The following is a 12,079-nucleotide window of genomic DNA, read 5'->3' as shown; positions in this document are numbered from 1 at the left end:
AAAAGCTAAGGTTTTTAATCTCAGCTTTTCTCACCTTTTCACGTATTCTTCTTTTTGAATCACTTACAAAACAATCAAAATCATTGTTTTATAAGTGCAGGTGGAACATACGTCTGTGTATTCCAAATTGTTGGTCCTGGCACATATACTCTTAAGATTAAATAGAAATCTCCGCTTTCTGGACTTTGCAACCAATACACACCATTTTCGCCATTTCCTGATGGTTCATCTCTTTGTAAATAAATTGTCATTCCGCCATTATCGTCTCTTGATTGATACTGCGGATCGTAACTATTTATAGTATACGAATCTGAATCAGTTACTAAATTGAAATCACTTGTTTCATACATCGTAATTGACCAAAATCCATTATAGCTAACATCAAATGAAGGGAAAGCAGTTTCATCTTTAAAATACATTGAATAACTCGATGTTGAGTCTAAATTTTCTCCATTACTATCTAAGGAAGTATGAATATATACAGCTTCATCTGGATAATGTGCCGTAATACCTGCCAATGCTTGCAAAGCTGCTCTTGTTATAAAATCACCGTTTTGTCCAGATTGACCAATATCTCTTGGCGGATACGACCAATAATTTAACGCTGCTGTTGTACCAGAACCTCCCATTTCTCTTAAAAGGGACAAGCCTTTTTTTGCAGCTAAATCTAATCCAATTATTGTTGCTTCCGATTGTTCTGATAGTAATTGATTTGGACCAATTCCAATCGTTGCAAATAAACTTAACAATTGCGATTGATCCACACCTGGCAATACACCTGGCGGATTTATATTCATTGCATTATTCATAGCTTCCCAAGTACCTTCCGTTTCTACAGTTGGGTTTATTGGAATGTTTGGTGCCGCTTCTGCAACTGGCACATAAGGTTCTCCGCTAATCCAATTAGATAATGGCGTAATAATGTATTGTTCCTGAATCGCTAATGCCTTATCTAGATCTTCTTGCGAATTAGAATCGTTCACACCAGTTCGTCCCATTAATAAAATTTCTGGCGTTCTTGATCTTGGTAAAACATCCATAACATTATCAGGAATCTTTCCATTCCAACCTGGACCGCCAATTAAATAATTTGCAGCTTTTGTTCCTGTAGCATAACTTCCAACATAAGCAAAATTATCAGAATCAATACATGCCATTTCGATGCAATAATACCGATCATCTACTTCTGGAACTGATAAAATCATTGGTTCATCAGATACATCTAACCAACCAGTTGCATATAAAGTATCACAATTAGGGGAACCTCCTGTAGTATTTTCGGGTGTTGCCAATGCAGTACTTTTAAAAAAGGAATTTATAGGAGCCCAAGGAACACTTGCTCCTGATGCTTCTGCATATTTTTTTCCTCCTTCAGTAGACCATAACCATTTTAACCAAGAAAGATATACCCACGGAAAACCATAAATATAGGCTTGTATTCCCAAAGAGTATGCATACGCTTGATCCCAATCATTTCCAGTAATCGCAACATCGTTTTGTTGTTGTTTTGTAGTAGTAGTTTTCATAATTTCTTTGTTTGTTACAAAGATTTGCAGATTCACATCTAAAATGAAAGCGTATAAATACGTCTTATGAAAACAGAAAACACGTGTTTTGTATTGAAGAATTACAAAAATTAGCCTTTATTCATACTTCACAAACAATCCATGTTGCATTTGTAGTGTCAGCAATCGAAGAATATCATTAAAATAGCTATCGTTAAATGTGTTGATGTTTTCAGTATACGCTGCATTAATAAATGCCTGATCGTTTAAAGTAAGCGTAGCTGCTGCAAAACAACCTACAAATGCACTTGTTTTTTTGGTTCTAAAGGTTTTACCATCTAGCGTGTAACCATCTGTTACATTAGAAATACCTATTTTCTGCATAAATCCGTTGATAGCTTTGCAATACTTCTCCGCGCGCTTGTCTCCAAACCATACATAATCTTTAGCAATACGCCAAGGTGTTCTGGCAGCATCATAATAATAGTTTTTTCCTCCATATTTTGCCCAACTCACTCGATCAGCTGGCGTTGTTCCATCGGCTTTACACCAATCAGGAACTAAACCTGTTTCTGCATTCCAACTTTTAAATAAAATATCGTAGCATTTATCACTTACTTTGTTCCAAAATTCATCGTTGGTTACTTTTGCAAATACCTTAAAATACGCAGGTGCAAAATAGGAAGGATTTGTGGTCATACTTCCGCCCCATGCATCTCCTGCTTTTAATACAAACGTTTCGGGCTCTACCATGTGCTTTTTAATTAATCCTATGATTTTTTTGGCTTCCGCCAGATACGATTCATCTCCAATTAATTTGTGTGCAAGTAATAAACCATAGGCAACATCAACATCTGCATCGGTTGCGGCATTTTCTCCTGCCATTTTTCCATCAGGACCAATTTTCCAATTCATCAATCCATTGGCATCTAAATGTGCATTATAATACTTGTAAAGCGCATCAAAAGTAGCTTTGTCTTTCATCATGGCAGAGGCTAACAATCCATACCCGATTCCTTCACTTACTGTATGCGACATATCGTCAAATAAAATACGTTTGGCACCTTCTGGACAACCATCTGTAGTCACATATTTTTGTTTCCAAACTGCATACGTATCTGCAATACGTTGTGCTTCTAAATTGCTTGGAAGTGTTCCATATTCATAGGAATTTTGAGCGTTTTCGGAACAACTTATAAAAAGTAAAAAACTAGCGAATAAGGTTGGTATCATTGTTTTCATACTCCTAAAATAAGATAAAAATTATAACAGAATCAGTTTTGCCAAAATAGGATCATGAATGTACAATTTTGAATCAAATATCCATGCCATTCTTAATAGTTTCGATTTATTTTTAACGAAAACTGTAACAGAATTCTATTTTTGTATTCTTTAAGAAAAATCAAAAAATGAAAACATACATCTTCTTCTTTACTTTATTTTTTTCAATGATAGTTTTAGGGCAATCGAAACCTGAATACCTTAAACAGAATCGTTTCGATTTGCATACTGAAACATTTCAATTTCCTCAAAAAGGTTTTAAAATTCTTGGTTTTGGAGCGTATCACGGAAGTGTAAAGACAGAAGATACGGAGTTGAATCTTTTAAAATCGATTCTAAAAACACAACCGATTTCCTATTATTTACCTGAAACTGATTTTAGTATTGCTCATTATTTTGATGAATTTTTACAGACAGGAGATACGATTTTATTGAAAGATTTAATTATTCATTATGGTACAATTGTGCCACAAGAACGCAGTATTCCTGTATATGAAAAATGGAAGCATCTGAAAGAAATGAATGATCAATTGCCAAAAGATAAAAAAATGAAAGTCATTGGAATTGATTTATTGACAACATATAAGTATACTTCAAAACATTTGATCGATTTATTAGACACAAAACAAATTCAATCCAAAGCATTGAAAGAATTGCAACAAATGGTTAAACTTGATACAACCGATTATTCTCCGCGATATGATAGTTACTCGAAAGGTGTTTTGAAACGATTTTTAGCAGATGTAGAAGCACAACCTGGCACGTATAAAAAAGTAGTTAAAGATGAATTTTCCTGGAATCATATTATAAAAAACATCAAAGTAACGTTTACTGATTTTAGCCGTTTGCGTGAACCTACGATTTACCAAAATTATATTGATTTGAGCAAGCAATACAATTTTGAAAACAACTCACAGTTTTTACGCATAGGCTTTGCGCATTTAGAGAAATCGAGAGAAGGAAAAAAAGGATATCCGTATTTTTTTACACGGTTGATTGAAAACAAAATTTATAAAAAAGAAGACCTCGTTACTGTAATTGGTTATTTGACAAATAGTGAAGTGCTTTGGGATGAATTGTACGATGAACAAGGAGAATACAAAGGGTTTACTACAGAAGCTGGTTTTGGTATTGGAGATTATGAAAAGGAATATTTTAGAGGCATCGAAAATTTAAAGAAAACCAAAATATCCGATCAAACTTTATTCAGATTGAACATGAAAAACACACCATATTCTGATAATATGCCCGATTTGATTGATATAATTATGACAGACTCAAAATCGAATAGTGAAGCTGTAAAAGGAATGTCTACTACCGATTTTATGGATTATGCAATTTTGATATCTGACTCAAAAGCAAGCAAACCAATTTATGAACTAAAAGATTAAGCTTTTAAATCTATTTCTTTGATGTTTTTGATACGATTGCGTTCTAAGAAAGCATCAATAGTTTCAAAATGTTCGAGTACTCGTTTTTCTTTAAATTCGAATACTTTTTGTGAAAGTCCTTGCAAGAAGTCACGATCATGCGAAACTAAAATCAATGTTCCGTCAAAAGCTTTAAGTGCATCTTTTAAAACATCTTTGGAGCGTAAGTCTAAATGATTTGTTGGTTCATCCAGAATAAGCAAGTTTACTGGCTCTAGCAAAAGTTTTACCATTGCCAAACGTGTTTTTTCTCCACCAGATAAGACACTCACTTTTTTGTCAATGTCATCACCTTTAAACATGAACTGTCCTAAAATATTTTTGATTTGAGTACGCACATCTCCTTTGGCAACTTCGTCAACTGTTTGAAAAATTGTCAAATCTTGATCGAGCAATGAAGCTTGATTTTGCGCAAAGTATCCAACTTTTACATTGTGACCTAGTTTGCAGTTTCCTTCATGTTCAATTTCGCCTAAAATCGATTTAATCATGGTAGATTTCCCTTCTCCATTTCGTCCAACAAACGAAACTTTTTCGCCACGTGCAATAGAGAAACTTGCATTTTTAAATACAATATGATCGTCATAACTTTTAGACAATTCTTCCACTATAACTGGATAATCTCCCGAACGTGGTGCCGGTGGAAATTTTAATTTTAATGCTGAATTATCAACCTCATCAATTTCAATAATTTCAAGTTTTTCGAGCATTCGCACACGTGAAGCTACTTGATTTGTTTTGGAAAATGTTCCTTTAAACCGATCAATAAATGCTTGATTGTCGGCAATATACTTTTGCTGTTCTTGGTAGGCTTTTATTTGATGTGTTCTACGATCGGCACGCAATTCTAAATAATGAGAATAGTTGGCTTTGTAATCGTAAATTCTTCCCATTGTAACTTCTATGGTACGATTGGTAATATTGTCAATAAAGGCTCTATCATGCGAAATGACCATTACTGCATTGGCTTTATTCACTAAGAAATCTTCCAACCAAATCACAGATTCAATATCAATATGATTCGTTGGCTCATCTAACAAAATTAAATCTGGTTTTTGCAGTAAAATCTTCGCTAGTTCAATTCGCATACGCCATCCACCACTAAATTCACTTGTTAAGCGTTGAAAATCGTCTTGTTTAAAACCTAGTCCTTTCAAGGCTTTTTCAACTTCTGCATCATAGTTTATTTCTTCCAAAGCATAATAACGTTCGCCAAGTTCAGATACTTCTTCAATGATTTTCATGTACGCTTCACTTTCGTAATCCGTACGAGTTTCTAATTGTTTGTTGAGTTCGTCCATACGATCGCGCATTTTAAAAATATGCTGAAATGCTTTCGAAGCTTCTTCAAATACTGTACAATTATCTTCTGTCAATAAATGCTGTGGCAAATAGGCAATTACCGTATCTTTTGGACTACTAACTTTTCCACGTGTAGCGTTTTGCGCACCAGCAATAATCTTCATCATGGTAGACTTTCCTGCTCCATTTTTCCCCATTAGGGCAATTTTATCATTTTCATTAATGACAAAATTTACATCACTAAACAAAGTTGTTCCACTAAATTCTACGGCAATATTATCTACGCTAATCATGTATTGTTTTTTGAGATTGCGAAATTAAGAAAAAGCAAGTAGCATTTCTCATACATTTTTACTTTTTAAAAATTTAATCTGATTTTGGAATTATGATTCTAAATTAAAGTTCAAAAATATATGAAAGCAGTATCATGTGAAAATCAACTGATTTTTCTATGTGTTGAGCGATAATTTAAAAAAACAATTACTATTTTTCCTACCTTTGAAATCGTTATTTCCTCTATAAATCAGAAATACTTTTGTCAATCTAAAATAAAGATTCGCACATTTAGCAAATCAAACACCCATTTCATTTATAGTAGCGATAAGAATTCATTTGAAGTTATGCAAAAATCAAATTCTATTGTTTCTCAAATATATCACGATGAGAAACTAGCATTTACGAAAGAGGACATTAATTTTATTGAGCAACAGTATCAAAAAGTGATGTTTAGTAAAGGGGAAACTGTACTGAGTATTGGTGAAAAAGTAGATCATCAATTTTTTGTAGCTGATGGTTGTTTGCGTACATATTTAATCTCGCCATCTGGGAAAGAACATACCATTCAATTTGCCATAAAAGGCTGGTGGATTAGTGATTATATTGGTTATTTTTCTGAAACAAATGCTGTACTTAATATTGAATGTATTGAATGTGCAACTTTGTATAAGATTAATAGAAATGATGTAGAAGCTATTTATACAAAATTCCCTAAAATAGAACACTTCATTCGAAAAAAACTAGAGCGCTCTTTTATGAGTTTTCAAAAACGAATTTTAGCTAATTTATCACAAAGTGCTAAAGAACGTTATCTTAATTTTACATGTAATTATCCAAATATTGAACAATACGTAAAAAATTATCATATTGCTTCTTATTTAGGTATTACAACCGAAAGTCTAAGCAGAATTCGCAAGGAAATTGCCAAAAAGCATTCTTAACATACATCAATTTTTTTCTTCTTGATTCATTGTACTTTTGTAAGTATAAAATTCCCCTATATGAAATATATAATGAGTGCATTAGCCATTATCGTTACGGTTACTGCATGCACTATGCAAAACAAAACAAACGAAAAACAACCTCAAAAAGAACAAAAACAAGTAAAAAAAGTACTTTTTGTACTAACTAGCCATGATCAATTAGGAAATACTGGCGAAAAAACTGGATTATGGATTGAAGAATTCGCAGCACCTTATTACGCATTAAAAGACGCAAATGTATCCATAACACTAGCATCTCCGAAAGGCGGACAAGCTCCGATTGATCCAAAAAGTGAAAGTGAAGATTTTCAAACACCAGCTACCAAACGATTTTATGCTGATAAAGAAACGCAACGTTTTTTAGCCAATACGATGCTATTATCTGATGTAAATGAAGCTGATTTTGATGCAGTTTTTTATCCTGGTGGACACGGTCCTTTATGGGATTTATCGGAAGATCCAAATTCGATAATGTTAATTGAAGCTTTCCATAAAAATAACAAACCAATTGCAGCAGTTTGTCATGCTCCTGCAGTTTTAAAGAATACAAAGAATACAGATGGAACTCCTTTAGTAAAAGGTAAAAATGTTACTGGTTTTTCAAATACAGAAGAAGAAGCCGTTCAATTGACAAATGTTGTACCTTTCTTAGTGGAAGACATGCTTATAGAAAATAAAGGAATTTATTCTAAAGTTGCCGATTGGAATCCACATGCAATAAAAGATGGATTATTAATTACAGGGCAAAATCCTGCGTCTTCAGAAAAAGTAGCCGCATTATTATTAGAAGCGTTAAAATAAATAGTACCTCGATTCAATATGTTGTAATAAAAAAGGGAACTTACATTTTGTAAGTTCCCTTTTGTCTTTGTCCTTTTAGTATTTAGGAGTCTTTTTTTGCTTCTTTCCACTCGTCAAAGCGCTCTTTTAACGCTCCACCAACCCAGTAAGGTACGATGAATGTTAATAAAAGAATCATTAACCAAAATCCAATGGTTAAGATTGTAAGGAAAGCTAAAAAGCCTAAATATTGATCAAATTCAAACATATTTTCCGGAATTTATCGAATTCAATGGCAAAGATATTGTATTATATTATATTTTCATACTGAAACGTTCATAATTATTAACAATCAAAATCAGTTTTTGTGAACATCTACTGAATTACCATAATTTAATGTTACCAATTCTTCTTTTCCTGTTTGTTTATTTTTATGCAACGCCATTGCTCCATATATTTTATTTACATTTTGTATAACTATTTCTTCTGTTTGATTGGCTAAAGTTTCAAATATTGGCATATTTGGTTTTGCTACTTCAAATGTATCATTAAACGTATAAGTGGTATTTGGCATAAATTTAAAATCTCCCTGCTTGTTAGTGTCTGTTGGAGCGGCATAATACGTTGTAAAATCTAACAAGTCAAAATTACTCTCATCATATGTAAACACCTTAAATGCTGGGTTATTATCATGATTTACAGCAATTCCTGGTGTGGAAATTGAGAATGAAATCATATCTCCCTCTTTATTTGACGTTCTCGGAGGTTTAGCAGGAGTTTTGTAAATTCTTCTCAATCCGTCCATGTGCGTATGCCCATTTAGTAAACCAACTATATTTGATTGTTTTTTTGATAACAATTCAATAAATCCGTCATGCAATGGTAGCATAGTCCCCGCAGAATTTGTGAACGTTAACTCTGGATTCCACATTGCCGTTCCTCCATAACCATCAATTCCAATAGGAATATGCATCATTAATAATACACGATCATTTTTTCCAAGTTTGCCTAACGTAGTTTCCAACCAATGCATTTGTTTCTCCGTAGCTGCTTGCTGCGAAATTCCATCATCTCCATATGTGTAATCGCCAGCACTATTCTTTTTGCTATTATAAGCGATATGATAATTTCCAGTTTCAGGATCTTGTACTTCCTTACTCGAAAAAATAACTGTGTTCAAAGCAATCACTTTTAAAGTTCCATTAGTGTCAATTAAATCAACTGAATAATAGCCAAACTCTTTACTAAAATCCAAATTAGACACTGTAATTTTTGTAGAATTTGCATTCAAAACAGGCCAATTATTTCCAGCAACAAAGTCATTGGTTATCACAGAATTATTGGTTCCATTTGTAAAGGAATGGTAATCACCTTCCAAAGAATCGTTATTTCCTGGCAGATACAAAATTGGAATATCGAGCTTTAGCGCTCTTAAATTTTGCAACATAGCGTGCGAGTTATTGGCGCGTTCGCTATCAATATATGCAGGCAAATCGCCTAAATACACCATAAATTTTGGGTTTTCAGCAGTAATTACTGTTTTAATTTTATCTTCTGTTCTTTTCCACAATTCAGTACCTGTTACTTGTTTGTAATTAGTTTCTGATCTATTTCTGTTAATATGCACATCCGATAGGGATAAAAATTTAGCCGTAGTTACTCCTTTAGAAACTTCTATTTGGGCTCCAGCTTTTGCGTCTGTATCTTCTGTATCTGTTGATTTTTTTGCTGTATCTGGCTTTCCTTTACAAGCTAAAAAACAAACACTTAACAGCATGATAAACAAAAAGTTAGTTTTCATGTTAAAATGATTTAATTGGTTATTAGTTAGATACACAAGATACTAAAACCCAAATAAATACGTACGGGTATTTTCACCTAATTCGTTTTAATAAACTTCGAATTTAAAATCGATTCATCACAGATTCACACACAATAAAATCTTTTTGGTCATTTGCTCGTGTTTCCAATTCATGAACAGCTACAGTTCTTAATGTTACAGGATATGGTCCATCAATTACTAATGCGGTTTTAGCTTTTGCATTCCATCGTAAGAAGATCATAGAATGTTCAAATTTCCCATCGCCTTTACGCATAAATATATCACCAGGTTTAGGCGTGTATACTTTTTGATTCTTTTCATTTAAAAATCTTTTTTTCCCATTATGATAATAGTAAGTTCTTTTTTTACTTTTAAAAATAAGATACAACTGTTCCGTATAGGTAATATCTCTAAATACTGATTTTGGTTTATTCTTAAAGTCTCTCCAACATTCGGTTTCATGCAAATACCATGATGCAAATTCACTACATTCATAGCTAATCCAACCTCTATATTTTGGATTTTTACCATACTGATCATAGCCTTCTGCACTTGTTCCGCTTTTACCAATATCTTTTGCGGCTAATACTGCTGCTGGATGATTTCTACTTGTCAAACCTGCATATCGTACCATTTGTCGCGCTATAAATGGTGTTAAATGTACTTCGCTAGTTCCTGATCTCAATACACGATTAATTGTTGTATTTGATAACAATGGAATATCTTTCACAGCGCCACCAACAACTTTATGATAATGTACAATTAAGGTCATTTTTTTAATATCAATTCTACTAGATCCACCATTATTTTTCAAATAAATTTTATCCCAAAACGAACGATGGTTCAAACTTCCTAAAACTTGTAGATTGTGCGTAGTATCTGGAAACGCAGAAATTTCAAGACGATGTGTATCTGTTTTATCAAGCTTAATGCTTAATTCAATACGTCTGCCTTCATAATTTTCAAAAACCAACTTTCGAGTCATATTTGTACTCGCTGGTGTTTTGGTTTCTATTATTAATGTAATGGTTTGAGGAAGCTTAATGGATGTTGATGTTTTTGCTTGCATGATTACTGATTTTTATGGTTACATTTTTTCTCAAGTAAATATCAATAATACATACAAGAAATTCTTCCATGAAAATCCTCTAATTAAAGCGTGTTTTCACCTTTTTTAATGCCTTTTCAAACAAAAAATCGTAATTTTGCACATCGAAAAATAATTATCAGGGTAATGGAATACAGAATAGAAAAAGATACAATGGGCGAAGTACAAGTTCCTTCAGACAAACTTTGGGGAGCACAAACGGAGCGTTCAAGAAATAATTTTAAGATTGGTGCACCAGCAAGTATGCCGCTAGAAGTTGTATATGGTTTTGCCTATTTAAAAAAAGCAGCAGCTTTTACAAACTGCGAATTAGGTGTATTACCTATCGAAAAAAGAGATTTAATTGCACAAGTTTGTGAAGAAATTTTAGCAGGAAAGCATGACGATCAATTTCCGTTAGTTGTTTGGCAAACAGGTTCTGGGACGCAATCAAACATGAATGTAAACGAAGTTATTGCAAACAGAGCACATCAAATTGCTGGAAAAAAGATTGGCGAAGGCGAAAAAACAATTCAGCCAAACGATGATGTAAATAAGTCACAGTCTTCAAACGATACTTTTCCAACAGGAATGCACATTGCAGCCTACAAGAAAATTGTTGAAAATACAATTCCTGGTGTTTCACAATTACGCGATACATTAAAAAAGAAATCGGAAGAGTTCAAAAATGTGGTAAAAATTGGGAGAACACACTTAATGGACGCAACTCCATTAACCTTAGGACAAGAGTTCTCTGGTTATGTTTCTCAATTAAACCACGGTTTAAAAGCCTTAGAAAACACCTTGCCACATTTAAGCGAAATAGCTTTAGGTGGAACTGCTGTTGGAACAGGATTAAATACACCAAAAGGATATGCAAAGCGTGTTTCTGAATTTATCGCACGTTTTACAGAATTGCCTTTTATTACTGCCGAAAATAAATTTGAAGCATTAGCTGCACATGATGCAATGGTGGAAACACATGGCGCATTGAAGCAATTGGCAGTTTCTATAAATAAAATTGCAAATGACATTCGTTTAATGGCTTCTGGACCGCGTTCAGGAATCGGAGAATTGATCATTCCTGCAAACGAACCTGGAAGTTCTATCATGCCAGGAAAAGTAAATCCAACACAATGTGAAGCCATTACAATGGTTTGTGCACAAGTAATGGGGAACGATGTTGCTGTAACTGTTGGTGGAACACAAGGTCATTATGAACTGAATGTATTTAAACCAATGATGATTGCAAACGTATTACAATCAGCACAATTGATCGGTGATGCTTGTGTAAGTTTTGATGTAAATTGTGTCGCTGGAATTGAACCAAATCATGGAAGAATTACTGAGTTGGTAAATAACTCTTTAATGTTGGTTACTGCTTTAAATACCAAAATCGGATATTACAAAGCAGCTGAAATCGCAAATACTGCACACCAAAACGGTACAACCTTACGTGAAGAAGCTGTAAATTTAGGCTACGTAACTCCAGAAGAATATGACGAATGGGTAAAACCAGAAAATATGGTTGGAGCAATGAAATAATTGTTTCTAATTAAAATAGAATATCAAAAAACCGCATTGAGCTTTCAGTGCGGTTTTTTGTTTTTATC

Annotated in this window: 10 protein-coding genes; 4 read left to right on the top strand and 6 right to left on the bottom strand. The window is 33.4% G+C overall.

The genetic code is table 11. The features are described 5' to 3' along the window. Positions 1-80 precede the first annotated feature (80 nt). Together ACRBBL_RS21920 and ACRBBL_RS21915 are read right to left on the bottom strand one after the other, a co-directional pair. Complete coding sequence (locus ACRBBL_RS21920) at positions 81-1,526, bottom strand: DUF1254 domain-containing protein (protein WP_431371235.1); 1,446 nt, start codon at positions 1,524-1,526, stop codon at positions 81-83. 117 nt (positions 1,527-1,643) lie between these two features. Continuing rightward, positions 1,644-2,747 carry a glycosyl hydrolase family 8 gene (locus ACRBBL_RS21915; RefSeq protein WP_431371234.1) on the bottom strand — a complete coding sequence of 368 codons (1,104 nt, stop codon included), beginning with the start codon at positions 2,745-2,747 and terminating at the stop codon, positions 1,644-1,646. Positions 2,748-2,914: 167 nt separating this feature from the next. On the opposite strand from ACRBBL_RS21915, the gene ACRBBL_RS21910 reads away from it, so the two are divergent. Beyond that, positions 2,915-4,177, top strand: a complete 1,263-nt coding sequence (locus ACRBBL_RS21910) for a hypothetical protein (RefSeq protein WP_431371233.1) — start codon at positions 2,915-2,917, stop codon at positions 4,175-4,177. Here ACRBBL_RS21910 and ACRBBL_RS21905 read toward each other — a convergent pair. Then, a complete protein-coding gene (locus ACRBBL_RS21905; RefSeq protein ID WP_431371232.1) occupies positions 4,174-5,811 on the bottom strand; it encodes an ABC-F family ATP-binding cassette domain-containing protein in 1,638 nt (545 codons plus the stop codon). The two genes, ACRBBL_RS21910 and ACRBBL_RS21905, sit on opposite strands and share 4 nt — an antisense overlap. A 327-nt stretch (positions 5,812-6,138) precedes the next feature. Between ACRBBL_RS21905 and ACRBBL_RS21900 the strand changes: the two genes are divergently transcribed. Further along, positions 6,139-6,735 carry a Crp/Fnr family transcriptional regulator gene (locus ACRBBL_RS21900; protein WP_431371231.1) on the top strand — a complete coding sequence of 199 codons (597 nt, stop codon included), beginning with the start codon at positions 6,139-6,141 and terminating at the stop codon, positions 6,733-6,735. A gap of 60 nt (positions 6,736-6,795) precedes the next feature. Further along, complete coding sequence (locus tag ACRBBL_RS21895; RefSeq protein WP_431371230.1) at positions 6,796-7,578, top strand: type 1 glutamine amidotransferase domain-containing protein; 783 nt, start codon at positions 6,796-6,798, stop codon at positions 7,576-7,578. Positions 7,579-7,660: 82 nt separating this feature from the next. Here the strand turns inward: ACRBBL_RS21895 and ACRBBL_RS21890 are convergent, their stop codons facing one another. The 3 genes from ACRBBL_RS21890 to ACRBBL_RS21880 form a co-directional block, all read right to left on the bottom strand. Continuing rightward, complete coding sequence (locus ACRBBL_RS21890; RefSeq protein WP_170110073.1) at positions 7,661-7,825, bottom strand: hypothetical protein; 165 nt, start codon at positions 7,823-7,825, stop codon at positions 7,661-7,663. A gap of 90 nt (positions 7,826-7,915) precedes the next feature. Continuing rightward, entirely contained in the window at positions 7,916-9,358 is a 1,443-nt protein-coding gene (locus tag ACRBBL_RS21885; protein ID WP_431371229.1) for a metallophosphoesterase, read from the bottom strand. A gap of 103 nt (positions 9,359-9,461) precedes the next feature. Then, positions 9,462-10,448: a hypothetical protein gene (locus tag ACRBBL_RS21880; RefSeq protein WP_431371228.1), complete on the bottom strand. Its 987-nt coding sequence runs from the start codon at positions 10,446-10,448 to the stop codon at positions 9,462-9,464. A 165-nt stretch (positions 10,449-10,613) separates the two neighbouring features. Here ACRBBL_RS21880 and fumC point away from each other — a divergent pair, with 165 nt between their 5' ends. Next, the gene (fumC, locus tag ACRBBL_RS21875) at positions 10,614-12,011 is read left to right on the top strand and encodes a class II fumarate hydratase (protein WP_431371227.1); all 1,398 of its coding nucleotides are present in this window, start codon (positions 10,614-10,616) and stop codon (positions 12,009-12,011) included. Positions 12,012-12,079 lie beyond the last annotated feature (68 nt).

The organism is Kordia sp. (assembly GCF_050633145.1).
GTDB lineage: Bacteria > Bacteroidota > Bacteroidia > Flavobacteriales > Flavobacteriaceae > Kordia.
The sequence above is the reverse complement of the archived record's forward strand: the minus strand, read 5'-3'. Positions and strand labels throughout refer to the sequence as shown.

Coding starts and splice junctions, on each gene's coding strand:
- ACRBBL_RS21920 (WP_431371235.1), bottom strand. CDS start 1,526: ATGAAAACTACTACTACAAAACAACAACAAAACGATGTTGCGATTACT.
- ACRBBL_RS21915 (WP_431371234.1), bottom strand. CDS start 2,747: ATGAAAACAATGATACCAACCTTATTCGCTAGTTTTTTACTTTTTATA.
- ACRBBL_RS21910 (WP_431371233.1), top strand. CDS start 2,915: ATGAAAACATACATCTTCTTCTTTACTTTATTTTTTTCAATGATAGTT.
- ACRBBL_RS21905 (WP_431371232.1), bottom strand. CDS start 5,811: ATGATTAGCGTAGATAATATTGCCGTAGAATTTAGTGGAACAACTTTG.
- ACRBBL_RS21900 (WP_431371231.1), top strand. CDS start 6,139: ATGCAAAAATCAAATTCTATTGTTTCTCAAATATATCACGATGAGAAA.
- ACRBBL_RS21895 (WP_431371230.1), top strand. CDS start 6,796: ATGAAATATATAATGAGTGCATTAGCCATTATCGTTACGGTTACTGCA.
- ACRBBL_RS21890 (WP_170110073.1), bottom strand. CDS start 7,825: ATGTTTGAATTTGATCAATATTTAGGCTTTTTAGCTTTCCTTACAATC.
- ACRBBL_RS21885 (WP_431371229.1), bottom strand. CDS start 9,358: ATGAAAACTAACTTTTTGTTTATCATGCTGTTAAGTGTTTGTTTTTTA.
- ACRBBL_RS21880 (WP_431371228.1), bottom strand. CDS start 10,448: ATGCAAGCAAAAACATCAACATCCATTAAGCTTCCTCAAACCATTACA.
- fumC (WP_431371227.1), top strand. CDS start 10,614: ATGGAATACAGAATAGAAAAAGATACAATGGGCGAAGTACAAGTTCCT.